This is a genomic window from Christensenellaceae bacterium (assembly GCA_031260975.1).
In the GTDB taxonomy this organism is placed as follows: domain Bacteria; phylum Bacillota; class Clostridia; order Christensenellales; family UBA1242; genus JAISKJ01.
Window position 1 is genome coordinate 543,553 of record JAISKJ010000003.1, and the last position, 25,232, is coordinate 568,784.

A 25,232-nucleotide genomic window follows, 5' to 3' on the forward strand; every position below is an offset into this window, starting at 1 on the left:
CCGGTATTGACATGCAATGACGCTTTGCCAGATATTTTTATAATACATTAGGTGCGCAAGATTGGCCTATTAAATACTACATATAGTGTAATTTTGCATAATACTATGCCAAAATATTGTGTATTATTCAAACTTGACTGAACTTAGCCTGTTGCCTCTCAAATAGTCTTTTGCGTTCATTTTTTTGCTGTTTGGTGCTTGAATGATATCAAGGCTTACTGCTCCGCCGGAGCATTTAACTACCAAACCATTTTTGTCGTCAGCGCTGATTATTGTGCCGTTTGGTTGTTTATCATTGCACTTTGCCGCTGCACCATTATATATTTTTATTCGTGTTTCACCATCCAAAACAAAGGCTGCAGGCCACGGATTGAGGCCGCGTATAAGATTTATAATTTCATCCGCAGTCTTATTAAAGTCAATCTTTCCCATGTCTTTGTTCAGCATCGGAAAGTAAGTCATCTGTGAGTGGTCTTGCGGAACATATTTTGCTGTTCCCTTTTCTATGTTATCCAAAGTTTCTATCAAGGCATCTGCCCCGATATGACTGAGACGCTCTAAAAGCTCATCTGCATTTTCATCAGGTAGGATATCAGTCTGCTTGGTCAAAATCATATCGCCCGTGTCAATTCCCGCCTCTGTTTTCATTATGGTAACACCTGTTTTAGTTTCGCCGTGTAAAATCGACCACGGAACAGGACAGCTGCCGCGGTATTTGGGCAAAAGCGATGCGTGCACATTGATTACGCCATATGGGCACATCTCAAGCACATTTGACCTCAAAATCTGGCCAAATGCTGCAGTTATAACGATATCTGCGTTATATTCCTTGAGGATATCCCCTTCTTTTGTGATGCTCTTAAATTGATGAATTGGGATATTATTTGACAACGCCAGCGGTTTTATTGGAGGCATTTCAACTTTGTGCCCGCGCCCGCACGGTTTGTCAGGCTGTGTTACCACTGCCAGAACCTTATGTTGGGTTTTAATGAGTTTTGCTAAAATATTTACCGCAAACTGCGGAGTTCCTAAAAAGATTATTTTCATGCTCCCCCCTGATTTTGCTGTTCTTTAGGTAGAGTTTCGGGCCGGTCAGTTAGCAATATTCCGTCAAGATGGTCAAGCTCATGCTGAAAAAGATGGGCCATCCATTCGCGGCTTTCAATGCTGAACTTGTTGCCCTCCCTGTCAAAATATTGCACTGTAACCTTACGCGGACGTGCAATCCTTCGCCTCACCCCGGGCACACTTGCACACGATTCACGGCAAGGATACATTTTGTCGCTCTTTGCGATAATTTCGGGGTTGACAAGCTCAATATAAAAATTGTTTACGTTTATAACAATAACGCGTTTAAGCACCCCAACTTGAGGTGCCGCAAGTCCGCCCAGGATATCATCATTAAGCATAGTGTCATGCATATCATCCAGCAGCTTGTGCAGTTTTGTGTCAAACTTTTCAACAGGCTTGCACACTTTACGCAAAATTCCGTCAACATCGTCATTAACTTTTATTACATTAAGTATTGCCATAGTTTCCTCCTTTAGATTTTATTTTAAATTGAATACCTATTCAATTATAGAATAATATTGATTTTGTTACAAGCATTTTTGATTAGATATGCGGTTTTGCCTGCAGGCCTTGGCCCGCAGCGCATGCCAGCACAAATGCTGGCATGCTGCAAAAACCCTTTGGGTTTTTGCGCAAAACCGCTCCATGAAATTTTTATTAGCTCAAATTCTGCGGATTAAGCTCCACAAATAAGCTCACATCACGAAACTTAGTGTCGTCCACAATTTTATGAATATCAGTGACAATCTCCTTTTCGCTCTTTAAAAAAAATCTCATCAAAATCTGATATCTAAACTTGTTTTTTATGCGTCCTCTGGGGCTTTTCATTGCCTGAAAGTATATAAAATCACTGTTATACTTACTCTTAAGCGCACTGATTTTTATGTTTATTTCTCGCGTAACATCAATTGCTTTTTGTTCATTTTCAGAAGATATTAAAATTCTAAGTATTTTTGCAAACGGCGGAAATTTTGTTACTTCACGCAGATTTATATCTTTTTTATAAAACGCCATATAGTCATAGTTGTGGGCAAACCTATAAACAAAATGCTTAGGGAAGTATGTCTGTAAAATGACCTTTCCCGAATGCCGGCTGCGCCCAGCTCTGCCTGAAACCTGAGTAATAAGCTGAAAAGTGCGCTCTGTGGCACGGAAATCACTAAAATGCAGACTTAAATCGGCATCTATAATTCCTACCAGCGTTACATTATTAAAGTCATGCCCCTTTGCTATCATTTGCGTACCCACCAAAATTGCGGGGCTTAGGCTGTTAAACTGTTCTAAAATCTTGCCATAACTATCCTTGCCCGTTACAGTATCGTTATCTAAACGCAGAATTGGCACATCCTTAAAGATTTTGCCAAGCTCTTCAGTTACACGCTGTGTTCCTACTGCCCCCTGTCTTATATATTCGCTTTTGCAAGCAGGACACCCTGTCAGCGCCCTGAAGCGTTTTCCGCAATAGTGGCACTTAAGCATATCCTCTTCCTTGTGATAAACCAGCGATACATCGCAGTCTGTGCATTTTGCAACATATCCGCATTCTTTACACATCATAAACGAAGCATATCCCCTGCGATTAATAAAAATCATGGCTTGTTTCTCATTTTTGATACAATTCTCAAGCTCTTTTAGGAAAACAGTCGAAAATATTCCCGTGTTGCCGTTTCTGATTTCGCTGAGCATGTCTGTAATTATAATTTGCGGCAGCTCCGCTCCGCCGGCGCGATTCGGAAGCGTTAAAAGCTTGTAGATATGCTGTTGCGCCTTAAAAAAGCTTTCTACGTTGGGCGTAGCGCTTCCTAAAACCAAATTACAGCCGTGTATATGAGCCAGCATCCGCGCCACTTCATGAGTATAATATCTAGGGTTATTTTCACTGAAATAACTGCTGTCGTGCTCCTCATCAATTACAATAAGCCCTACGTCATCAAGGGGCGCAAAAATACAGCTGCGAGCCCCGATTGCAATTTTCGCTTGTCCGGTTTTGAGGCGATAAAATTCGTCATAACGCTCTCCGGCGCTGAGGCTGCTGTGAAGCAGTGCCACTGTGTCGCCGAAAGCATTTGTAAACCTTGACAGCATCTGAGGTGTAAGAGAAATTTCAGGCACCAAAAATATGGCGGATTTACCCTTTGCAAGTACGTTTTTAATTGCGCTTATATACACCTCGGTTTTGCCGCTGCCTGTCACTCCGTGCAGCAAAAACGCAGTGTTCTTTGCCTTGTTTATTAAGTCCACGCACTCTTGCTGCTGCGGGGTTAAAGTAATGTCTTTATGCTCAACCGTCAGTGTTTTTATAGGGCGTCTCAACACATTTTGCGGAGTGATTTTTACAAAACCCAGCTCACTGAGCTTTTTTAGGGCAGCTGAGCTGAATTTATTATTTATATTGGCTGTGCTATCGCTGCCTGCTTCTTTTAGGTGAAGAATTATTCCGAGCTGCGCTTTGGCGTTTGATTTGATTTTGGATATATCACATTTATCAGTGAGTGTCACTATGTTTACAGTTTTATGCCCAAGATCACTTCTTATTTGCGGCGGCAAAAACAATCGTATAGTGTCGGCAAGACGCAAAAAAAACCTGTCTTTCATAAAAAAACACAGCTCTATCATTTTTGGGGTCAAAACCGGAGTCTCATCCAGAGGCTTTATAATATCTTTCAGCTTATCTTTTTCAAGTGTGCTTGATGCTTTAAGTTTTATAATATATCCTTGGGTATTGCGGCCTCCAAACGGCACCAGCACCCTATGCCCAACTTCTAGGACCTCGCGGCAATTATAATCGAATATCTTGTCAACATTACTGTTTAAAATATCTACAATAACTTCTGCTATCATCTTTATTCATCATCATTTGCGCCGGAGCTTGCCACAATTTTGCCGCTTTCAATTTCACGGGCAGCAAGAGATATGGCCTTTTCGGGCGAGTGTTCTATAATATCCGGAATATTCTTTTCAAGCTGCTTAGCTCTTTTGCCTACAATGCTCGCAAGAGCATAAGGATTTCCTACTTTCTGGGCTAATTTTTCTACTTCAGGATATAACATCATATTTTTTCACCACCATCTTTTTTATTTGATAAGTATATCATAAATTCTAAAAAAACTCAAGTGTTTTGAGTGTCGTTTTATATAGATGCGGTTTTGCCTGCCGTGCATGCACGGCAGCGCATGAAGCCAAAGGCTTCATGCTGCAAAAAACCTTCGGTTTTTTGCGCAAAACCGCTACCTAATCATCTTCAAAAACTCTTCTTCATAAATAACAGCAACGCCGAGTTCCTTCGCCTTTTCAAGCTTACTTCCGGGGCTGTATCCTGCCAATACAAAATCAGTATTCTTCGACACACTTCCCGAAACCATTCCGCCGTTCATCTCAATCAACTTTTCCGCCTGCTTTCGGTCATACGTACTCAGTGTTCCCGTCAGCACAAACCTTTTACCTTTAAGCTTGTCACCACCCTCTGCTGCTGCTTCAAGTTCAATGTATTGCAGCAACTTTTGAACAAGTTGCATGTTGGTTTTATCCTTAAAGAAAGCTAGTATATTATTTGCTACTATTTCTCCAATATCAGGAATAATAATCAAGTCCTCAAATTTTGCTTGCATCAGATTGTCAAAAGTCTTAAAGTTCCGGGCCAAATCCTTGGCAGTTTTTTCGCCCACACCGTTTATACCAAGGGCATCCAGAAATCTGTTCAGTGTTACCTTCCTGCTTTTTTCAATAGAAAAAAGGATATTTTCTATTCTTTTATCGCCAAAGCCTTCAAGACCTTTCAGGTCGTCAGCTTTCAAGGTATATAAATCTGCAGGGCTTCGCATGCGGCATTTTTCATATAACACTTCACAAATTTTGTCGCTTATGCCTTCAATGTTCATACAGTTGCGGCGGCACCAGTGCGTCAGCTTTCCAATTATTTGTTCTTTACATTCCGGATTTTTGCAAAAAAGGTTTGGTCCTACTTGAACAAGCTGTGAGCCACAACACGGGCAGCGTTCTATTTTTTCAATCGGCTTTGAACTTTCATAATCCTGCGCCAGCCCCAGCACTTCAGGTATTACCTCATTACTCCTTCTTACGAAAACCGAACTGCCCAGCTTCACCTTTTTGCGGAGTATTTCCTGATAATTATTAAGCGTCGCCCGAGTAACGGTGGCTCCGGCAAGCTCTACAGGGCTAAGTTTTCCGATAGGCGTAATTTTGCCTGTCCTTCCTACCTGCCAGATTACGTCCTCCAAAACACTCGTTATTTCAACCGCTTCAAATTTATAAGCAATCGCCCACTTAGGAAAGCGCGAAGTGTACCCTACCTCTTCCCTTATCCTCAAATCATCAAGTTTTATGACCATGCCGTCAATCATTATGTCAAACTTATCTTTTGTTTTATCGGTTTTCTCTATCTTATTTATTATTTCTTCCGAAGAATTTGACACAAAAAACATTTCACCGGTGAGAAATTTTTGCTTTTTTAAAAATTCATGCATCTGCTTCTGTGTGCCAAAACTTATACCCTCAGCTTTAAGAATATCATAGCAAAACACATCCAGATTTCGCTGCTTAGTGACCATAGGGTCAAGATTACGAATAGCACCTGCTGCAGCATTGCGCGGGTTTTTTAGAGGCTCCTCAGCCGTTTCATTATACTTTTCAAAGTTTTTTAAGGTTATCATACCCTCACCGCAAACAGTCAACTCGCCCTTAAAATCAATTTCGTTCGGCACCGATTTTATGGTTTTTACTTGCAGTGTAACATCCTCGCCGATAGTTCCGTTGCCTCGTGTAGCAGCAGTTGTCAGCTTTCCGTTTTTATATTTGAGTATCAATCTAAGCCCGTCAAATTTATACTCCAGACTAAACTTGGCACCATCCCATTCTTTTTGAATATCCTCCATGAATGTTTTAAGCTCTTCATACGAATTACATTTGTCAAGGCTATAAAGCCTGAATTCATGCGTAACTTTTTTAAATTCTGCCGACACCGTTCCGGCAGGCCTTGTCGTGGGCGAGTTTTTCAAAATTATCCCCGTTTCTTTTTCAAGGGCGACCAGCTCGTCATAAAGCTTGTCATATTCAGCGTCAGAAATTGTGGGATTGTCAAGCACATAATAGTTATAAATCGCTTCGTTAACAAGCGTTATCAATTCTTTCATACGCGGTTCATAACTCATATCCTTTTTCTCTCCTCCTTTCCTACTATAAAATTAAACTATTGTGGTGCTGCCAATATCTTCACAACAGCTTAATCGGTGCATAATCTATCGATAGTGACTTCATCCCGATACCTTTAAAATCTACGGTAATGCATCTGTCGTTGCTTAATGTATCCGTCGTCACAATAATGCCTATACCATATTTTGTGTGAAGCACCTGTTTACCGGGTGTAAATCCATTAGCATCCACCTTTTTGGGTGTATTTATGGCGGAGACGGAAAAACTCATCTTGTTTGCAGTAAAGTTTGTAAGGTTATATGCATCCATCGCTTGAACTGTCTTTTTATCAACACCGCTCAGTTCATCCAAAAACTGTGATTTATTGGTATATCTTCGTTCATTATAAAGTGCACGGCTCATAGCATGTGTCAAATACAGCCGTTCTTTGGCACGGGTTATCGCTACATACATCAGCCTGCGCTCTTCTTCAAGGTCACCTCCGCTCTGCCGTATAATCGGAAATACCCCCTGTTCAAGTCCCACAACAAACACTACCTTAAATTCAAGACCCTTAACAGCGTGTACGGTAGCTAAAGCCACTGCATTATTTTTGTCGTCATAGGTGTCAATGTCGCTGATGAGAGATATACTTTGCAGATAGTCCCCCATTGTGTTGCCGGGGTTAGTTTCAAAATAGCTATAGGTGTGTGTCAAAAACTCATCTATATTGGCTATCCTGCTTATATCCTCTTCGCTTTTGGTGTTATACATGTTTTTTATGCCCGTTTTTTTAACAATGTGCTCAATGGCATCATAAGGCTGAGAATCTTTATAAGCACTTTCAATATCTTTATAAAGGCTTTTAAATACGTTTAGCTTCATAGTTATGGTGTCGCTTAACATATATTCATCGCTGTTTATAATGATTTCAAGAGGGCTGACATTTTGAGCTTCGGCGGCCGTTTTTAGCGCTTCAACCGTTGTGTCACCGATATTTCGTTTGGGATAGTTAATAATTCGCATCAGTGCAGCACTGTCTTGAGGGTTAACCAAAATACGCAGATAAGCTATCAAATTTTTTATCTCCAGCCTGTCAAAAAACTTTTGACCTCCAAGCACAATATGAGGAATGTTATAATTCAAAAACTTTTCTTCAAAGCTATGTGTCAGAGCATTGAGGCGCATTAAAACTGCTATGTCACCATACTTATATTTCCCCGAATTTACCAGATTATAAACATTGGCCGCAACAAATTCAGCTTCTTTATATTCATCCGCTGCGGCATACTGCTCTATCTGTGCCCCGTCATCGTTCTCTGTCCACAAAACCTTTTCAATACGGCTCTGGTTATTTTTAATTAGGTTGTTGGCCACCTTCAAAATCTGTTTGCTGCTACGGTAGTTGCGCTCAAGCTTAAAGACCTTACAGCCGTCAAAGTCCCGCATAAAACTGCCGATATTACTGATATTAGCACCTCTCCAACCATAAATACATTGGTCCTCGTCTCCCACCACAAAAACGTTTCTGTGCTTAGCTCCCAGAAGCTTTACTATCTGATATTGCACAGTGTTGGTATCCTGAAATTCATCCACATGGATATAAAGAAACCGGTTTTGATAGTGGTTCAAAATATCCGGACATGAAACAAATAACTCATAAGTTTTGGTAAGTAAATCATCAAAATCAAGTGCATTGTTATTTTTAAGCTGCACCTGATAAGCGGTATATATCTTGGTATAAATTTCAATGTCAGCCGCTTCCTGATTGTTCTTAAGATACTCCCACGGCGTCTGGTTGTTGTTTTTAGCATTACTTATGTGCCACGAGGCCAGCCTTATTTGTTTATCCTCATTAAAGTTAAACTTAGCGCATACTTCTTTGAGAACCTTATTACTGTCAGTGTCAGTATAAATTGAAAAGTTATTATCAAACCCCTTTTCGTTGTTGTCCTTGCTTTTTAGATTTATGATGTGACTTCGCAGAATTTTGGAGCACATTGCATGAAAAGTTGATATCCATATTCCATGTGTGCCATCAAGCATTTTATTAAGACGCTCACTCATTTCATTTGCGGCTTTGTTAGTAAAGGTTATTGCCAAAATATTTCGGGGTTCAACGTTCATATGCTCTATAAGATAAGCTATGCGATAAATCAAAAGACGGGTCTTTCCGCTGCCGGCACCCGCCGTCACCAAAACAGGGCCCAACGTTTCAAAAAGCGCGGCCTGCTGCTCACTGTTAAGTTCGTTTACATCTACTTTACTCATTGGCATAGTATATCAAATTCGGCATCCTCAGGCAACTAAAAACTAATATCTGCCCATACTCCGATTGTTTCCCGCAAAGATTGGTGATGGGCGGCAAGTTATATAGCTGGCGGGGGCACCCCGCAAAAAGGCAGTCCTTTAAGAGGACTGCCCTGTTGTTTAAATATTTTTATGCATAATAAAATCTTTCAAAAAATTCAGCCAAAGTTATTCCGTAAACATTCATAAGAATAAACATACCTATTATCGCAATAACCGCAAACACCATACCCACAACGGATATAATAATTCCGGCAAGAGCCAATCCTCCGCCCTGATAGCCTTTTTCCTTACATTCTTTCTTTCCTAATATCGACAAAATCAGCGAGATAATTCCGCACATAGTAAGAGATAAAACAAAACCCACTATAGACAAAACCGACCATTTAGCATTTGTTCCGCTCATAGCCTGACTGCCGCCGACAGCCTGCTGATTAACTCTGTCCCAATTCATCTCACAGCCGCAATGCTTGCAATATTTGGCTCCATAACGCACCTCAGCACTGCATTTCGGACAATTAAACATTTCAAATTTCCCCCCTTGTGTTGTTGATTTGATAATATCATATTTATGCTAAAATTGCAATAAATTTGACATTTTTTGTCATGTTTTTATTTAGTGTGAGTTCTCCTCCGGCTGACATTGGTATGTTACATCAAAAGAGGCAATTACGCTGCAGTTTTATATGCGACCAGAAAGTCGAACATTCCGACCGGGTATTTTGGCACAGAAACACATAAAAACAGCCCTAAAACATTTCATTAATCATTAGGATTTATATCTTTAAAGGACGCACTGCTTTTATATAAAATGACTTTTTCGGTTTAATTGGTATAAGCTCGGCCAAAAACCCGGCTTCTTTGGCAGCACTCAATAACTCTTCTTCACTATATTTTGCAAAGCCGTATTGAGTGAAGCTTGTTTTTTCAAGCCACTGTTTGGTATAACATATGTTCAAAAATTCTCCGCCGGGTTCCAGCTTGCTATATACTTCCTGAAACCCCGCTTTTAGGTCCTCCCAAAAATAAACGGTATTAATGGTATATATCTGACCAAAGCTTTGTTTAAACGGGATAGCCTCAACACTTGCCTCAGCCAAATGCAGCCGTCCCCTTTCTATGGATTTTTTATTTTTCCTGCACGCAAGCTTTTGCATATCAGCCGAAATATCAATGCCATAAAAAACTGAATTGCTGAGTTTCAGCAATTGTTTTAGTGCGTATCCGTTTCCAAACCCTATGTCCAAAATAGTACTGTTTTGCTTTACCGAGCGCTCTATAACCTTATACATGGGTCCATTGATTACGTTCATCAAAAAGGTTGAGATTTTGCCGCCAAAACCTGTCGGCTTTCTAAATTGTTGCGCCCAAAACTTTTTCATATTTTTTACCTTTTAATAAAACAGCAGAACTAAGCACTTCCGCATCAATCTGCGGTAATTGTTTCTAATTCTTCTTCACCCAAAAGATGCTCAGGTAGCTCCTCCTCGTCGGGGATGTCAAATTCATTATAAAGCGCGTCTGTTTTGTCGGCATGAATAAGTCTTATGCGCTCAAGCAGGTCCTCATAATCCGGAAGGTCAGCCACAGACTGCAACTGAAAGCGTTTTAAGAATTCGTCAGTAGTGCCAAACAACAAGGGCTTGCCTACCGCATCCTTGCGACCTATTACTTCAATCAGCTTAAAGTCAAGCAAAATCTGCACAGCATAGTCACAGTTAACTCCTCTCACCTGCTCAATCTCCGTTCGGGTTATGGGCTGTTTATAGGCTATGACTGCCATAGTTTCAAGGGCAGCTTTAGTGAGCTGCTTTTCTTTGATAGGATTAAGCACCGCCGCAATATCGTCGGAATATTTGGGGTTTGAGCACATTTGCGCCTTGCCCTTATATGTAATTATATTTATACCATTCTGAGCGTGCTTTGTTTTAAGATTTTCAATGGCTGTCTCAACCGTTTTTTCTTTAATTTCAAGCTTTTCGGCTATTTCCTCAACTTCCACTCCTTGGCCTGCAATATATAAAATCGCCTCAATAACCTGTTCTAGTTCTTTATTGTTACTCTGCATTCTCGTTCTCCCTAATAATAATCTCTATGTCCCCGCCAAAGTCTACCTGCTTAGCCGTTATCCTTTGCATCTTCAAAAGCTCTAACAGAGCTAAAAATACATTAATAACCTCGCTTCTGCTATATCCTGTGTCAAATAGCTGACTAAAGCGTATAACCTTGTTTTCTTCTAGTGCAAATTCTATCTCGGCAATCTTTTCAGCAACCGTCCACCTGTCCCGCTCAATCTTTCGCACCACTTCCTGCCGCTCTTCAACCCTTATTCTCACCAGCATATTCGAAAGTGCGTTCAAAAGTCCGTCAAGCTGCATGTCTTTTAGCACAAACCGATAATCATTAACCTTCTCGTCGGGTTCTTTATAAAATCTGTCTATATTTTCATGCGGCCTCATCCGCTCGCTCGCTTTTTTAAAGAGCTCCAATTCCTTAAGTTGACGTATCAATTCAATTTCACTGTCAAAGGCTTCGCCTGTATCCTCTTCGGGTCTGGGCAGCAGATATTTTGACTTAATTTCAATAAGGGTTGCTGCCATATCAATAAAGTCGCTGGCCTTGTCCATGTCAAGTTCTTCAAGACTGCTGAGGTAGCCCAAATATTGTTCGGTAATATCAGCGAGTTTGATTTCGCTTATTTCCATTTTGCTTTCTTTAACCAAATGATAAAGCAGGTCCAGAGGACCTTCAAAGTTGTTTAATTTAAATTTGTATCCCGCATCAAAAGCCCCCAACTGTTGCAAGACTTCTGTGCTGCTCTTTTTGTCCACTGCATTCTCCTTTCTTTACAAGGTGATGTATACGTTTCTGCAGACCACATAGTGGCTGAAGCCTTAGAAGCGATACTATACACCTAACTTCATTTAAAAGAATAATAACCAGAATTGTTGGAAGGGCCAGATAATTTGATTAGCCAGCCACAGAATAACTGAAACTCCGGTAACTGAACGTATAATTTCGGTTAAAATCAAGAATGCTATCAAAATCATCGGCCCGTATTTGCGCATAAAAAGCACAAACTTGTTTTCATATCGCAGATAGGCCGCAATTGCATTAAAGCCGTCAAGCGGATAGATTGGCAAAAGGTTGAAAACCGCGAATATCGCATTGATAAATGCCGAGTATAAAAACAGATTATATAAAAACATAAACCCGAGATTAGAAAGGTCGCCAAAGTTTGCCACAAGCAAAAAGAAAGGGATAGAAACAAAGACCAGAATGATATTGCTGATTACGCCCGCCACACTCACCCAAAAGGTATCACGCTTAAAGTTTTTAAAGTTCATAGGGTTGATGGGCACCAGCTTTGCCCAGCCAAAACCAAAAAGCATCATGCACAAAAATCCATAAACATCCAAATGCTTTATGGGGTTTATCGTAAGTCTGCCCCGCTCCTTGGCTGTGTTGTCGCCGCATTTGTATGCAGCATATGCATGCGAAAATTCATGCACACAAAGTGCAACTATTATCGCAATCAGAATTGCCAAAAAAATCAACAGTTTTTCTGCAAATGTTAAATCCTGACAAAGTAACGAAATAATCATGCACTAAGTATACTAGATTTGAAGCTTTCGTGCAACACTTTTTTAATCCTATTTAAATAATACATGTTAGGAAGCATAGCCCGCAAAAAGGCTGATAGTGACGCGGCAAATCCCATAGCGCATGTATTAACTTACCTAAAATACATGTTGCTAAAATGCATTTTAAGCCCTATTTTTCATCATTTTTGTGCCACGACTGCACAGTCGGGCCAAAAGAACGTGTGGTCGCAGCAAAAAAGCCTGTCCAAATTATAATTTGGACGGGCTTTTTTATATTATGATGCAATTTGCCATTTTTCTATAATTTTCATAATGTTGTCGCTTATCTTAGTGTGCTTAACGGTATCCTTGGCTAATATGTCACTCTCACCTACAACAATACCACCTTTTATCATGTATACTACCCCAACCTTGTCGCCTTTGATTACAGGTGCTTTGAGGCTGCCGGTTATGTCGATTTTGGTTGAAATACTTTCGTCATCTCCTTTTTGCCCTAAAACCGTTATATCATCTTTGCTGATGGCCTCAAGCGGCGTTTTTCCGCCTTTTATTTCAAGGGTCTGCAAAATTTCTCCGCTTTCAATCAGCTTTTTGTTTTCAAAGTTAGAAAAGCCAAAGTTAAGAAGTCCGCTTGCCGCAACAAATCTGGTTGTGCTGTTTTTTGCACCCAAAACCACTCCTATAAGCCTCATATCTCCCCGCTTTGCAGTGGCAGCCAGACAATATCCGGCCTCATTAGTAGAGCCCGTTTTGCCTCCGTCGCAGCCCTCAAAATATCGGATAAGTTTATTGGTGTTTACAAGCTCGGTATCCCGTCCGCCCTTGTGAGTGAGCTTATCCATCCATATTGTACTGTATTTGTGATACAGCTCATGCCCTGTCACAGCTTTGAGCAGCTTTGCAATATCCCTTGCGCACGAATGCTGACTTGCAGGAAGTCCGGTGCTATTAGCAAAAACTGTTCCGTTAAGATTAAGCTCACCTGCTCGCTTATTCATCATTTCAACAAACTTACTTTCGCTTCCGGCAATAGTTTCAGCCAAAACCACACTTGCGTCGTTTGCTGAGGACACAATAACACTTTTTAACATTTCATCAACAGTATAACTTCCGCCTGCTTCAATAAACACCTGACTTCCGCCCATTCCGGCTGCGTTGTGCGAGGCCACCACCTGATCATTCAGGCCAAGCTTACCATCCTCAATCTGCTCTATGGTTATCAAAATCGTCATAAGTTTCACTATGCTGGCAACAGGCACAGATGCATCGGCATTTTTTTCAAGCAAAACCTGATCTGAATTATATTCCATCAAACATATAGCCTTGGCATCAAATTCGGGATTATCCTGGGCAAAAACCGCCTTTGTTGGAGCATTCAGTGACACAAAACAAGCTAGTGCCCCGCAAAACAAAACAAAAAACGCTAAAACTATTTTCTTCATTTCAGTCTCCTTTCTGATAGTTTTAGCATTTATATTTAGTTTATGCAAAAGTCTTTAAGTCCTCGCACGGTGATTGAAGATGTCAAAGCATTGGTGAAACAATATCTGATACCGCCTTTATATTCTTTCAATAAGCTTTATGAACAATTGTGAATTATATTCCTCTGCAGTTTCACGATTGTGGTCAATAGTATTTCGTCCAATTTTCGCTTGAGTAAAGGCACTTGCATAGTTTGTTATAAGCGTACCCACAAAAACATCCATTCCTGCGTATCTTGCCGCAATTACTTCCTTCACAACATGAAACCCCAGCACGCTGCCCCCAAGATGTTTTGACATTTTTACTTCAGCCGCCGTCTCACTTGTGGGGCCTGGGAATTCCACCAAAACGCCGCTTTTTACTTTTATGCCAAGTTCTTTTCCGCATTGCTTAGCCAGAGTTATGAGCCTTGGACTATAGGCATTATTGAGGTCAACAAAACGCTCTCCGTATGGACTGAACTGCGTGCCATAAAGCGGATTTTTGCCTGACAAATTTATGTGGTCAGCGGCTACGACAATATCTCCAACCTTTATGCTGTGTTTAATTGCTCCGCCGGCACAACTGAGTATCAGTGTTTTACAGCCAAGCTTTTCAAATGCATAAACCGGCAATACCGGATATTGCACTTCATAACCGTTATAAGAATGAAGCCTTCCGTATGCAATAATAATATTTTTGCCGCCAAGACGACCTGCAAAAAATGAGCCATTGTCTTCCCCTAAAAGCTTCAGACCGGCTTCGTCAAAGCTTATGGCTACCCTGTCCTCCAGCTTATCAATCAATCCGCCAAGACCTCCCCCTGCGATTACAGCGATATCCGGCTTTTGATGGATATGCGTTTTCAAGGTTTCAACGATCTTTTTAAGTTCTGTTTCCATAGGCTTATTTTATCATAAAAGTTAAAAAAATCAAAGAATAATAACGAGGTCGTAGGATGCCTTTTTGCGCCAAAAAAAAGTTTTTTTTGGCAAAGCCCCCGTTGGGGGCTTTAAAAGTGCCTTGGGGCACTTTTGCAAAACGGCCCTCAAAATAAAATGCCGATTAATATCCCCTGAATAATCGCTATCCCAAAAAGCACACCAAGGAATATAAGGAATATTTTTAAAAAGCTGTCGCAACAATATTTTCCGAAGCGCGCTATGTCGTGTGCCTGTCTCAATATTAAAGACGAAAGTATCACAAACAGAAATAAGTAGGCAATTTGGCATATAAAGATTGCAAAAATTATGCCGAGGGTACCACTTATGCCAAAGATTAGACTGATCATCGTTAGGTCAAACCCAAAACAAAAGGCAATAACGCACAGAATAGGATAAATCAAAAAGCCCAGAATTCTGTGCCTCAAAATGCAAATCAGAAACAGAAGACCTCCGAACATAAGTGCCCTACAAAGAAAGAACCCTAAAAAGCTGAATTCGTTTTTGCACAGCCGCAGCAGCGCAAAGTCTATAATATTTTGTGAGGGCTCTTGTTTAAGAGCACTGAACACCCCTGTCAAACACGCCGCTAACACCAAAATACCCGAGCACAGAATATAAACCTTGTGCACGGTCCAGAACATTCTGATAGTTGAAGATATCCCGTATCCCCTTTTTATCATGCCGACTTTCATGATATATTCTATGGCACAATTTGTTGCTTTATGTTAAAGATTGAAGTTTGTAGCTACAAGTCCGACGAAAATACCTTTCGCAAAAAAAAAACACCTCACGATGTTTTTTAAAAAGAATTAGTTAGGATTAAATTTTATTTCAACTGAAGACATCTGTGCACATTCTTCATACTCTGCTATATTATGAACATAACGGTGCTTGTGCAAAAAGTCCAATGTTTCATTATACTCTTCAGGGTAATTTTCAAGCAGGTGCCCCAACAGCACGCCGATTGCCTCTTTTGACACCATCAGAAATCCGTAATTTCTTGAGCTATGTGAATTGTCATAGCTGTTATATGTAGGTTCTCTGTCCACTTCAAACAACTCGCATACCAAATTACTAACAGCCACTTCGGGTGGCATTAACGCATCCGGATTATCATTCGTACAACTATGAGCAGCTTTTATATAATTTTTCATTATCTCAACCTGCGTATCTCTTGACAAATATTGCAAAAGATCACAACGCTCATAAACAATATCAGGGTCGGAAGTTGTTTTAAATATCTCCCCCAACGATACTTTAAGTTCACTCAGTTCAAAAGGAATATTAAAAATTAGTTTACATTGCTCTATAGCCTCTGCGTCAGCCTCCAAAACTTGTTCAAATCGGTCGTCCCAGAACGGGTCCTCAAAAATACTTATGGGTTCATTTGGGTTTCTGTTGTTTTTATTTATAGCCGGTCTATAAACCCGATAAAATAAATTTCTTCGCAAATACGGGAAGTCTCCCTGTATAACATTTTCGAGCACAACGTAATTGCTGTATTTTTCCTGATTAAGATATTTTTCAAAAAATTCATCAAAAAGCTTAAAATCTGCGCTGTCTTTATTACATTCAGGGTACGGCAGCTTATCAAAAGTGTTTTTCAATTTTTCAAGTCTGTTTATATTACTCATTTTTGCCTCTCATTCTATAAATTCAAACGCTTCAAGCGGTTTAACATTCGGCGGAGGAACCATCTTTACAAAATCCTCTATGTGCCCCTCACCGTTATAATACCAATGGTTAAGCATACCAACAACTTCTCTATACATACCAAATTCTTTTCCGTGAATAAAATCATTTCGTTTCAGATGCCCCAGAAGCGCTCCGATGGCTATGTCGGATGCAATCGGAGTATATTTGCCTTCTTCATTTTTATCAAACAAATTTAATATAAAGTCTTTAATAAAGTGCTCAGGGCTTGGCATTTTATAATCACATAAGTCTTTATACAGCTCGCATGCGCCGCTCACATAATTTTGCATTATGTCAATCTGTGTCTGCTCGGGCAGATACCTTAAAAGGTCTTTGTGAGTCTCTATAACCTGAGGATTGTCAGAGGTTTTTAGCATATTTCCAACAGCCCTGCCAAAATTATTCAGCTCTAAGACAACATTAAGGTCTATGCTTTGGGCATTCGCTATGTCACCCTGCAAAACATGCTCAAACCGTTCATCCAGACCGTCATCCTGAAAGGCTTTAAACTTTATTTCAAAAAGCTCAGCCAAATCATAATAAATTTCACGCTGAAAATATCTTTCGGCAGCAAAACTGCAAACACTGTCAAGCAGCTTTTTTCGCAGACACGGGTAACCTCCGTTTATAATTTCTTCTGTAATAAAGCATCCGTTTTTCATTTCATTCAAAAGGTGCCCACCATGATAAAAATGGTTAAAGAGATTAAAATCAGGATTATCCTTATCTTCATATTCAGGATACGGCATATTTTCAAGTTCTTCTTGTAGTTTTCCGAGTTTTCTTTTAAATCTCTCCGCAACTTGTGCCATAAACATACCTCACTTCTGACATATGATACCATATTTCGACACAAAAAACAAGGGCCTTTTCTGCCCTCTATTTCCCTTTGTTACCAAGAACCATATTTTGGTGTTTAAAAACTAAGTCAATCCCTTTTGTCATTGCAGCCCGTGCCTCAACAGCAAACTTACAAAACAATCCCCCATAAATAATAAAATTATGAGATTGCCGCGTCTATTGAACGCTTATTAAATGACAATAAAGTTTAGTCAGCTGTTTTTATATCTATGTGTTCCTTAACCTTAGCGGAATACTTATACAAAATAATCTTACGTCCGACAACACCTGCCACATCCGCTTTAAGCTTTTTTGCAATTTCATCAGCCAACTCCTGAGGCTCGGTGCTCAAATTTTGATTTATTGAAACCTTTATTACCTCGCGGGCACTAAGAGCCGCCAAAATACTTTCAAGCACCGCATCGGTAAGGCCTTCTTTGCCTATGGTGCAAACGGTCTCCTGAGTGTTTGCATAGCTTCTTATTTTGGCCCTTTGTTTTGAATTTAACATATCTTTCTCCTTCTCTAATCCAGCATTTCAAATTCTATATCTGAAATACGTATTGTGTCTCCATTTGTTGCTCCCTTAACTTTCAGCATTTCAAGGATGCCGTCATCCTTAAGACGCCGCTGAAAGTATGCATTTGAGGCATAATCGCTGAGAACTATGCTTCTGATGAGGTTGTCAACATAGCCGCCCGAAACCTCAAAATAACCTTCTTTCTTTTTGAGTATATTTATGGAGGTTGTGTCGCGCTTGTCAATTTCCATAACCTCTGTCGGCATTGCTTCCGGCTGCGGAATATCTTTCAGCATCTTATAAATCTCGGTCACCATCTCCTCTATGTTGGTTCGTATAAGAGCTGAGACCTCAATAACCTTATATTTCTTACCTACTTTCTTTTTAAATTCGGTAATTTGCTCAGGTGTGGCAATATCCACTTTGTTCAAAACCACCAGCTGCGGGAGTTTGGTGAGTTTTTTATTGAATGTTTTAAGCTCGTCGTTTATCACTAAAAAGTCGTTATATGGGTCACGTCCGTCGACTGAAGAAATATCTATAACATGCACAAGCATACGGGTGCGCTCAATGTGCCGCAAAAAGTCATGCCCCAGCCCGAGACCGCCCGAGGCGCCTTCAATAAGACCTGGGATATCCGCCACTACAAAGCTGTGCTCAAAATATTGAACAACACCAAGGTTGGGGAAAAGCGTAGTGAAATGATAATTAGCTATTTTGGGCTTGGCGTTGCTGATTGTTGAAAGCAGAGTGCTTTTTCCTACATTCGGAAAACCTATTATGCCGACATCGGCAATGGTTTTCAGCTCCAAAACCAAATTGAATTCTTTGGTCTGTTCACCCTCTTCACTAAAGTGTGGGGCTTGTCTGGTGGGAGTTGCAAAAAAGGCGTTCCCCCTTCCTCCTCTGCCGCCTTTCAAAATTATGTAATCCTTATCTTCCTCAAAAATGTCGGCAATAATGCGGCCCGTTTCAAATTCTCTGACAACTGTTCCACGCGGCACCGGAATAATCAGGTTTCTACCCTGTTTACCGTTGCAATTTTTACGCCCACCCCCTTCGCCGTTTTCAGCTTTAAAGTGCTTTTCATATCTAAAATTAATGAGCGTATTAAGGTCGCGGCTGACCTTAAAGATTATGTCGCCGCCGCGCCCACCGTTTCCTCCGTCAGGGCCGCCGTTGGCTACATATTTTTCTTTTCTGAAACTCACCGCACCCTTACCGCCGTTGCCGGCCTTAACAAATATGGTAACTTTATCTAAAAACATTTATTTCTCCTTTTTACATTCTTTATATCATCATCAATCGGTGCAGTTTTGCGCAAAGATCCCTGCGGATTTTTGCACAAAACTGCACATTCAATCAATATTACTTCTTCACGGTTTTCATACATATATCACAAAAACTGCACCCCTCGCAATCGGGTTTTATAGCGCGACATTTATATCTGCCAAAAAGTAGCATTCGTATATGCATCTGCGACCAAAGCTCTTCAGGAAAGAGCTTCATAAGGTCCTGTTCACACTGCTCTGGAGTTTTAGCACTGCTGAGCCCCAGTCTACGGCTCACCCTAAAAACATGCGTATCTACGGCAATAGCATTTTTATTAAATCCCTCTGCCATAATCACATTGGCAACCTTTCTGCCAACTCCTGGCAATGTCATAAGCCGTTCACGCGTGCTAGGCACAATTCCGTCAAACTCTTCTTCAATAATTTTGGCGCAAGCTATTAGATTTTTTGCTTTGTTGCGATAAAACCCGCATGAATGAATAAGCCCTTCCAACGTCTGTTGACTAAGACTTACAAAATCGGCAGGAGTTTTATACTTCTTAAACAACTCCTCAGTTACCATATTCACTCGCTTGTCAGTGCACTGCGCCGACAAAATAACAGCCACCAAAAGCTGAAAAATGTTGTCATATTTCAGCTCGGTTTTGGCATAAGCAAATTCACTGCCCAAAGTCTCCATTATTCTCTTTATATCAGCCATGCCCCATTATATCACAACTATAAGGTTTTTCATAATATTTTTGTTCGGTATTAATTTATACAACCCTTCGCACAGTCATACTTGTGCCAAATCCCGACACCATAAAAAACCCGGCAAATGTATCAAACTTCCGCCTATTCAACACTTCTTTTGCTTGTACTAAATAAGTGTAATCAAACCTAACTGATATTCCGCATGATACCATAACCGCCCCTGGAGTATTTATCAGGACGGTCTTTACTCCGTATGAAGACAAAATATTTGCAAATAAAAGAGTTTGATTTCTCGACCTGAATGCTGCTATTATATACATAATTTTCTCCGTCTTTTGTACAAACGCAAGGGCCTTGCATATAATACAATATTACTACATTATAGTAGCTTAACGCTAAAAAGGTGCAAATTTTAAATATCCAAAATTTCATAAAAGAGTATTCTCTATTTTGACAAAAGCTTGATGAGTATATAACATATTGGCATAAGATTGGCCTGTATAATACCACAATATCTTGGCATAGTATTATGCAAAAACACACTATATGTAGTATTTAATATATGTTAAATAAGCCAATCTTGCATAACCGTGTATTATGCAAAAATATAGTATATGTTGTAGTGCCATTTAGGCAAGGAGTTGATATGATATATTTTGACAACGCCGCAACAAGCGGCAAAAAACCGTTTGGGGTAATTATAAAAACTACCCTTTCAATGCTTCGGTGCGCAAATCCCGGCCGCAGCGGACACACCCGCAGTCTGAAGGCGGCCAATCAGGTGTTTGAAGTGCGCGCAAAACTCAAGTCTTTTTTCAACGTTCCTTCTGAGGAGAATGTTATATTCACCCAAAACTGCACTCATGCTCTCAACCTTGGCATTGCAGGGTGTCAAAAAAGAGGCGGGCATATAATCTGCAGCTGCTTTGAACATAATTCAGTGCTACGGTGCCTAAACAAGCTCATGTGCGACGGCAAAATAACTTACAGCGTAGCTACTCCACAAGATAAAGAAATTGTCACTCCCGGCGACATTGAGTCTCTTATCAAGCCTGACACCTATATGGTGTGTCTAATTCATACGACTAACACAACCGGAGTGACACATGATATAGAGGCAGTGGGAAAGCTATGTAAAGAGCGCGGTCTCATCTTTTTGGTAGATGCCGCCCAAAGCGCCGGACACATAAAAATTGATATGCAAAAAGCCAATATAAACCTCCTTGCTTTTGCAGGTCACAAGGGGCTGCTTGCCCCTCAAAGCATAGGCGGACTTTGTATAAATAACATAAATCCAAATCCTATAATCTTTGGCGGCACAGGAACCAATTCAATAGACTTAAATCAGCCGAACGAACCCCCTGAAAAATATGAGAGCGGCACAGTTTCAACCCCTCTTATTTTAGGGCTTGGCAAGGGCATCCATTATGTCAGCAAAAATTTTGATAAACACCGCATAAAGGTTGAAGCATTGACAAAATATCTTTTGCAAAAGCTTGTGCAAGTCAAAGGCATGGTGTTATACTCCCCCGCATCCGTCAACTCGGGGGTTGTGCTTTTTAATATAAAAAATTATACCTCAAGTGAGGTTGGAGATTTTTTAAATGACTGCGGTATTGCTGTTCGAAGCGGCTTACATTGTGCACCTCTCACCCACAAGTTTTTGGGCACCGTCAAAACGGGAGCTGTGCGCGTTAGCCTCAATCACTTCAATAAAAAGCGGGAAATTGACAAACTTATCGCAGCCCTTAATAAGCTAAAATAAATAAATAAATAATAAACTTTGCATAGTACTACATATTGGCATAGTATTATGCAAAATTATACTATATATAGTATTGACTATATTAAACAGAGCACTTTTATCTATCTGAAAATAATAGGTAAAAAATCGTCACGGCGGCACTACTGTGACACATCATCTAAAAAGTAAATCCGCATCAAACAGTCCGAAACCCTCGTGGTTTCGGTTTTGTGTAATCCCACGGCAACTGCGCACCAATCTTATCTTTAGCTGATCAGGCGTAATATCGGGGTTTTTATCCATAATAAGGCAGGCAATTCCCGCAATCATGGGCGTTGCCACTGAAGTACCGCTCATCTTCTGATAACTTCCGCTCTTTGACACACCCGTTATATTGGTGGCAGGGGCTACAAGGTCCGGCTTAAAATAATACCCTGCCGGCCCTCTGGAAGAAAATTCTGCCACTTCAAAATTATTCGGGCTAACTTCGTCTCTCTCATTCCTGTTGTCGTTAAGCCCGCCCACTGTTATTATTTTGTTGGCTGTCCCCGGAGATTTTATGCTGCCCTCATCCGGTCCGCTGTTTCCGGCTGCGGCCACCACCACAATACCTGCGTTCCACAAGGCTTCCGCTCCCAAAAGAAGCGGATCCTGTTCGCCAAGGGAATTACTTCCAAAACTCATACAAACTACACGAATATTATATTTTCGCCTGTTGTCGTATACCCACTGCATTGCTTCCAATATTTTAAAGGCTCCGGCCTCTCCGTTTTTTTCAAGAGCTTTTATCGAAATAATATTAGCTTGCGTGGCAATGCCTGCAAACTTTCCACCGCTGCTTATTCCGTTTCCACAGGCAATACTCGCCACAAACGAACCGTGTCCGTTGTCGTCATAAGGCTCTGCCCTATTGTTTATCAAATCGACAAACTTGACAATACGCTGTCTAGGCACGCAAAAATCTAAATGAGGGCAGATACCCGTATCAATTATAGCAATAGTTGAGTTGTTTCCGAAAATACCGACATCATAAAAATGGTGTATGTGCATAATCTTTTTGGCAACTCCGATTTGTGCAAATACCCTACTTCCGCTTGAAATATATTTAACATTATTATTTTTGGCAATCATCAAAATTTGGCTGTCACTCAAACACATACCCATAGCTTTAATAAACGGATATTCAAAAAACTCACCCACTCCCGACTTTTTAATGGTTTGTCTGAAGGATACAAAGCTTGTTACATAAACTACACAGCTGTGTTTTTCGTTACAACAAAGCCTGACCTTTCTCAAAAGTTCATTATCTATCTTATTTAAAATTTTATCAAAACTCATATTTTTCTACCTTTTTCCTACTTATTTCATTACAGCAAAATATGTGTCATTAAAATAATTTTACAGACCCCATAATCTGCCTCTTTCATCATTCCTCTAATTTATTTACGGTATCCATCAAAAATTTTCTTTGATTATCATTTAAAAAAGGGCCTAGCTTATCTATAATCTGGCTTATTTTATTTTTATCAAGATTCCCTTGTTGCTGCTGCTTTTTTAATTCCTCAAACAGGTCCTGTTCACTAAAATTTTTATATTTCTGATGCAGCTGTTGTATATTTTCCTTAGTTTTTTCATCGAGTTTTTCAGTTTTTTCAGCTATTTTTTCTTCTATATCTTTGTCCCCGAAATCAAACAAATTCCTGCCCATATTTCACCCCTTTCACTTATTATTATATGCGCTCATATAATATTGGTGTAAAGAGTTGGACAAATATAAAAGGAAGGATTTAGTTTCATGGACATATCAAGGTTTTATCCCGGTGCGCTTTTGGATGAACCGCAAAAGCCTGCCGAGAAGCCTCCTGCCGAACCTCAAATGCAAACGCAAGGTTCTAACGGACTTAATCAGAATATGCTCACGTCCATTCTTCCTATGCTTATGGGAGGAGGGGGTGATATTTCAAGCATTTTAGGAAGTTTAGGAGGTGTCGGGGGCGCAAACAACGATAACCCTATGATAAGCGCACTTACTACTATGTTAAAAAACAAGCCTCAGACAGAGCGTTGTGAAATAAAACAAAAACCGCCTCAGCAATATCAAGAGGCGGATGATTACATATTTGATTAAAATTTTTGTCCTTATTCTAACACAAATGAAAGAGTGATATTTTTAAACTTCTCACCGTCCAGCTTTCGATATTTCACGCCGCACTCATCAAACATTTTTCTGGCGGCAATGTCACCCTCGGTGTCCTTATATTTATCGCTTAGAAAAACTACTTCCTTGATGCCCGATTGAATAATAATTTTGGCACATTCGTTGCATGGAAAGAGTGCTACATAGAGCTTTGCCTTTTCAAATTCCCTGTGATTTCCTCTGTAATTTAAAACAGCATTCATTTCAGCATGGCATACATAAGGATATTTTGTATTAAGTCTGCTACCTTCCCTGCTCCAAGGGAAGTTTTCGTCCTTAAACCCGTTTGGTGCACCGTTATAACCTACGGCCAAAATTCTGTTGTCATCACTTACAATACATGCCCCTACCTGCGTGCTGGGGTCCTTACTTCTCATACCGCTAAGCTGAGCCAGCGCCATAAAATATTCATCCCAGCTTATATAATCTTTTCTGTGTTCCATATTGTTTCTCCTAAAGCTACTCTAATATACTCTATCTCTTATAACCAGCAAATTTTTTATGGCCATGGCATGGTCAAAGTTGCGCACATCCAGCCCAATCAACGTCTTTATCTTTTGAATTCTATAAAGCATGGTGTTGCGGTGAATATACGCCTGATTGCTGACTGTACTTATTTTGTTAAATCCACGCTCAAACAGAATTTTGATTGTCTGCATCAAATCTTCGTCATGAAGCAGTGTTTTAACCCTCGGGTCGTCAAAAATCTTCTGATACTCGTCAACATGCTCATCACTAAAACAATTCAGCAGATTTTCGGTGCTGAACATAGACAGGATTTTTTCATCCAGAGTTTTGTTATCATCAAACCTTATCTGACACATTTCAAACTTCTTTCTTCCCACTTAAGCACCCTCTTTTAGCTTACGCAAAGCGAAGCTTTATTCAAGACTTCCGTTGTTTAACTTTATTATCCTGCCGCCAAACATTTTGGCCACAACTTCATCAGATGTGGCAAAAACAATCGTTTTATTTGTTTTAATAAACTGCTCTTTCAAAAGTGATATAATGGTCTTTTTATCATTTTCATCCAAATCCTTAAAAATATCGTCAATCAAAACCATGTCAAGCTCCCTTATGCTAAGACGGGCAACCGACACCAAATACTTTTGATATAAACCAAGCTCAACAGCTTTGGTATTCAAAATCGCCTCGAGTTTAAAATCTATAACAATTTTGTTGATTATACTTTCCTGCTCTGCCTTATTTTTGGTCCTTAGTTTCACCACATACTTAAGGTTTTCATATACTGTCTTTTTCTCAAAAAAAGCACCCTTATAAGGGATATAGCCCACATTTATGTCGTTTATGAAGTCTACCTTTTTTATTGGAATGTTTTTTATATACACCTCGCCCTTGGTGGGCTTTTCAAGGCCGCATAAAACGCGCAAAACACACGATTTGCCGCTACCGCTTGGGCCCAATAGGCAAACCATCTCCCCTTTTTTTATCATAAAGTTGATATCATACAGCGCAAAAAACTCTTTCGTATACTTTAGAAAAACACCCGAAAATTCTATCATACGGTCATTATACAACATTTTTGACAAATATCAAAACCTTTTTTTTACTTTTGATGCTCTTAAATAATGTAATGTCTTTATGTGATTTAAGGAGCGGACGCAACAATCTTCATTAGTGTATAAGGCGAATTTTGCTTTATAAAGTTAATAAAAAAGGCTGAAAAGATTGACAAGCAAACATAATGGTGC

At 40.1% G+C, this 25,232-nt stretch carries 27 protein-coding genes; 2 read left to right on the forward strand and 25 right to left on the reverse strand.

What is annotated here, in order from left to right; genetic code table 11:
- Positions 1 to 123 precede the first annotated feature (123 nt).
- The 20 genes from fmt to LBN07_03290 all read right to left on the reverse strand — a co-directional run bounded on the left by fmt (position 124) and on the right by LBN07_03290 (position 19,899).
- Entirely contained in the window at positions 124 to 1,047 is a 924-nt protein-coding gene (fmt, locus tag LBN07_03195; GenBank protein MDR0850461.1) for a methionyl-tRNA formyltransferase, read from the reverse strand.
- Positions 1,044 to 1,532 (reverse strand): peptide deformylase, encoded by a 489-nt coding sequence (def, locus tag LBN07_03200; protein MDR0850462.1) that lies wholly within the window; start codon positions 1,530 to 1,532, stop codon positions 1,044 to 1,046. The genes fmt and def overlap by 4 nt, the downstream gene beginning before the upstream one ends.
- 196 nt (positions 1,533 to 1,728) lie before the next feature.
- The gene (priA, locus tag LBN07_03205; protein MDR0850463.1) at positions 1,729 to 3,912 is read right to left on the reverse strand and encodes a primosomal protein N'; all 2,184 of its coding nucleotides are present in this window, start codon (positions 3,910 to 3,912) and stop codon (positions 1,729 to 1,731) included.
- A gap of 2 nt (positions 3,913 to 3,914) precedes the next feature.
- A complete protein-coding gene (rpoZ, locus tag LBN07_03210; GenBank protein ID MDR0850464.1) occupies positions 3,915 to 4,124 on the reverse strand; it encodes a DNA-directed RNA polymerase subunit omega in 210 nt (69 codons plus the stop codon).
- A 174-nt stretch (positions 4,125 to 4,298) separates the two neighbouring features.
- The gene (gene ligA, locus LBN07_03215) at positions 4,299 to 6,239 is read right to left on the reverse strand and encodes an NAD-dependent DNA ligase LigA (GenBank protein MDR0850465.1); all 1,941 of its coding nucleotides are present in this window, start codon (positions 6,237 to 6,239) and stop codon (positions 4,299 to 4,301) included.
- Positions 6,240 to 6,300: 61 nt separating this feature from the next.
- Positions 6,301 to 8,490 (reverse strand): UvrD-helicase domain-containing protein, encoded by a 2,190-nt coding sequence (locus LBN07_03220; GenBank protein MDR0850466.1) that lies wholly within the window; start codon positions 8,488 to 8,490, stop codon positions 6,301 to 6,303.
- Between the two features lie 169 nt (positions 8,491 to 8,659).
- On the reverse strand, positions 8,660 to 9,055 hold the full coding sequence (locus LBN07_03225; GenBank protein MDR0850467.1) for a DUF4190 domain-containing protein: 396 nt from the start codon (positions 9,053 to 9,055) through the stop codon (positions 8,660 to 8,662).
- 250 nt (positions 9,056 to 9,305) lie between these two features.
- Positions 9,306 to 9,911, reverse strand: a complete 606-nt coding sequence (locus LBN07_03230; protein ID MDR0850468.1) for a class I SAM-dependent methyltransferase — start codon at positions 9,909 to 9,911, stop codon at positions 9,306 to 9,308.
- A gap of 44 nt (positions 9,912 to 9,955) precedes the next feature.
- Entirely contained in the window at positions 9,956 to 10,597 is a 642-nt protein-coding gene (scpB, locus tag LBN07_03235) for an SMC-Scp complex subunit ScpB (protein ID MDR0850469.1), read from the reverse strand.
- On the reverse strand, positions 10,587 to 11,360 hold the full coding sequence (locus LBN07_03240) for a segregation/condensation protein A (protein ID MDR0850470.1): 774 nt from the start codon (positions 11,358 to 11,360) through the stop codon (positions 10,587 to 10,589). Before LBN07_03240 ends, scpB begins: the two co-directional genes overlap by 11 nt.
- A gap of 93 nt (positions 11,361 to 11,453) precedes the next feature.
- Positions 11,454 to 12,134, reverse strand: a complete 681-nt coding sequence (locus LBN07_03245) for a site-2 protease family protein (GenBank protein ID MDR0850471.1) — start codon at positions 12,132 to 12,134, stop codon at positions 11,454 to 11,456.
- A 275-nt stretch (positions 12,135 to 12,409) separates the two neighbouring features.
- Complete coding sequence (locus LBN07_03250) at positions 12,410 to 13,576, reverse strand: D-alanyl-D-alanine carboxypeptidase (protein ID MDR0850472.1); 1,167 nt, start codon at positions 13,574 to 13,576, stop codon at positions 12,410 to 12,412.
- Positions 13,577 to 13,693: 117 nt separating this feature from the next.
- Complete coding sequence (locus LBN07_03255; GenBank protein MDR0850473.1) at positions 13,694 to 14,497, reverse strand: purine-nucleoside phosphorylase; 804 nt, start codon at positions 14,495 to 14,497, stop codon at positions 13,694 to 13,696.
- A gap of 146 nt (positions 14,498 to 14,643) precedes the next feature.
- On the reverse strand, positions 14,644 to 15,231 hold the full coding sequence (locus tag LBN07_03260; protein MDR0850474.1) for a hypothetical protein: 588 nt from the start codon (positions 15,229 to 15,231) through the stop codon (positions 14,644 to 14,646).
- A 117-nt stretch (positions 15,232 to 15,348) separates the two neighbouring features.
- Entirely contained in the window at positions 15,349 to 16,173 is an 825-nt protein-coding gene (locus LBN07_03265; protein MDR0850475.1) for a hypothetical protein, read from the reverse strand.
- A gap of 9 nt (positions 16,174 to 16,182) precedes the next feature.
- Positions 16,183 to 17,046, reverse strand: coding sequence for a hypothetical protein (locus LBN07_03270; protein MDR0850476.1), 864 nt, complete (start codon positions 17,044 to 17,046; stop codon positions 16,183 to 16,185).
- A 236-nt stretch (positions 17,047 to 17,282) separates the two neighbouring features.
- A complete protein-coding gene (locus tag LBN07_03275) occupies positions 17,283 to 17,585 on the reverse strand; it encodes a YhbY family RNA-binding protein (protein MDR0850477.1) in 303 nt (100 codons plus the stop codon).
- A 14-nt stretch (positions 17,586 to 17,599) separates the two neighbouring features.
- A complete protein-coding gene (gene obgE / locus LBN07_03280; protein MDR0850478.1) occupies positions 17,600 to 18,862 on the reverse strand; it encodes a GTPase ObgE in 1,263 nt (420 codons plus the stop codon).
- Between the two features lie 100 nt (positions 18,863 to 18,962).
- A complete protein-coding gene (nth, locus tag LBN07_03285; protein ID MDR0850479.1) occupies positions 18,963 to 19,586 on the reverse strand; it encodes an endonuclease III in 624 nt (207 codons plus the stop codon).
- 55 nt (positions 19,587 to 19,641) lie between these two features.
- Positions 19,642 to 19,899 (reverse strand): DUF3343 domain-containing protein, encoded by a 258-nt coding sequence (locus tag LBN07_03290; GenBank protein ID MDR0850480.1) that lies wholly within the window; start codon positions 19,897 to 19,899, stop codon positions 19,642 to 19,644.
- 326 nt (positions 19,900 to 20,225) lie between these two features.
- Here LBN07_03290 and LBN07_03295 point away from each other — a divergent pair, with 326 nt between their 5' ends.
- Positions 20,226 to 21,344, forward strand: coding sequence for an aminotransferase class V-fold PLP-dependent enzyme (locus LBN07_03295; GenBank protein ID MDR0850481.1), 1,119 nt, complete (start codon positions 20,226 to 20,228; stop codon positions 21,342 to 21,344).
- 153 nt (positions 21,345 to 21,497) lie between these two features.
- Here LBN07_03295 and LBN07_03300 read toward each other — a convergent pair whose 3' ends face one another.
- Both LBN07_03300 and LBN07_03305 read right to left on the reverse strand, forming a co-directional pair.
- Complete coding sequence (locus LBN07_03300) at positions 21,498 to 22,661, reverse strand: S8 family peptidase (GenBank protein ID MDR0850482.1); 1,164 nt, start codon at positions 22,659 to 22,661, stop codon at positions 21,498 to 21,500.
- Positions 22,662 to 22,749: 88 nt separating this feature from the next.
- Positions 22,750 to 23,031, reverse strand: coding sequence for a hypothetical protein (locus tag LBN07_03305; GenBank protein MDR0850483.1), 282 nt, complete (start codon positions 23,029 to 23,031; stop codon positions 22,750 to 22,752).
- An 87-nt stretch (positions 23,032 to 23,118) separates the two neighbouring features.
- Between LBN07_03305 and LBN07_03310 the strand changes: the two genes are divergently transcribed.
- The gene (locus LBN07_03310; GenBank protein ID MDR0850484.1) at positions 23,119 to 23,451 is read left to right on the forward strand and encodes a hypothetical protein; all 333 of its coding nucleotides are present in this window, start codon (positions 23,119 to 23,121) and stop codon (positions 23,449 to 23,451) included.
- Positions 23,452 to 23,462: 11 nt separating this feature from the next.
- Here LBN07_03310 and LBN07_03315 read toward each other — a convergent pair whose 3' ends face one another.
- Genes LBN07_03315 through LBN07_03325 form a run of 3 tightly spaced genes read right to left on the reverse strand, consistent with a single transcriptional unit; the run spans position 23,463 to position 25,043 of the window.
- Positions 23,463 to 23,963, reverse strand: coding sequence for a dCMP deaminase family protein (locus tag LBN07_03315; protein ID MDR0850485.1), 501 nt, complete (start codon positions 23,961 to 23,963; stop codon positions 23,463 to 23,465).
- A 21-nt stretch (positions 23,964 to 23,984) separates the two neighbouring features.
- Positions 23,985 to 24,365: a helix-turn-helix domain-containing protein gene (locus LBN07_03320; GenBank protein MDR0850486.1), complete on the reverse strand. Its 381-nt coding sequence runs from the start codon at positions 24,363 to 24,365 to the stop codon at positions 23,985 to 23,987.
- Between the two features lie 36 nt (positions 24,366 to 24,401).
- Positions 24,402 to 25,043 carry an ATP-binding cassette domain-containing protein gene (locus tag LBN07_03325; protein MDR0850487.1) on the reverse strand — a complete coding sequence of 214 codons (642 nt, stop codon included), beginning with the start codon at positions 25,041 to 25,043 and terminating at the stop codon, positions 24,402 to 24,404.
- Positions 25,044 to 25,232 lie beyond the last annotated feature (189 nt).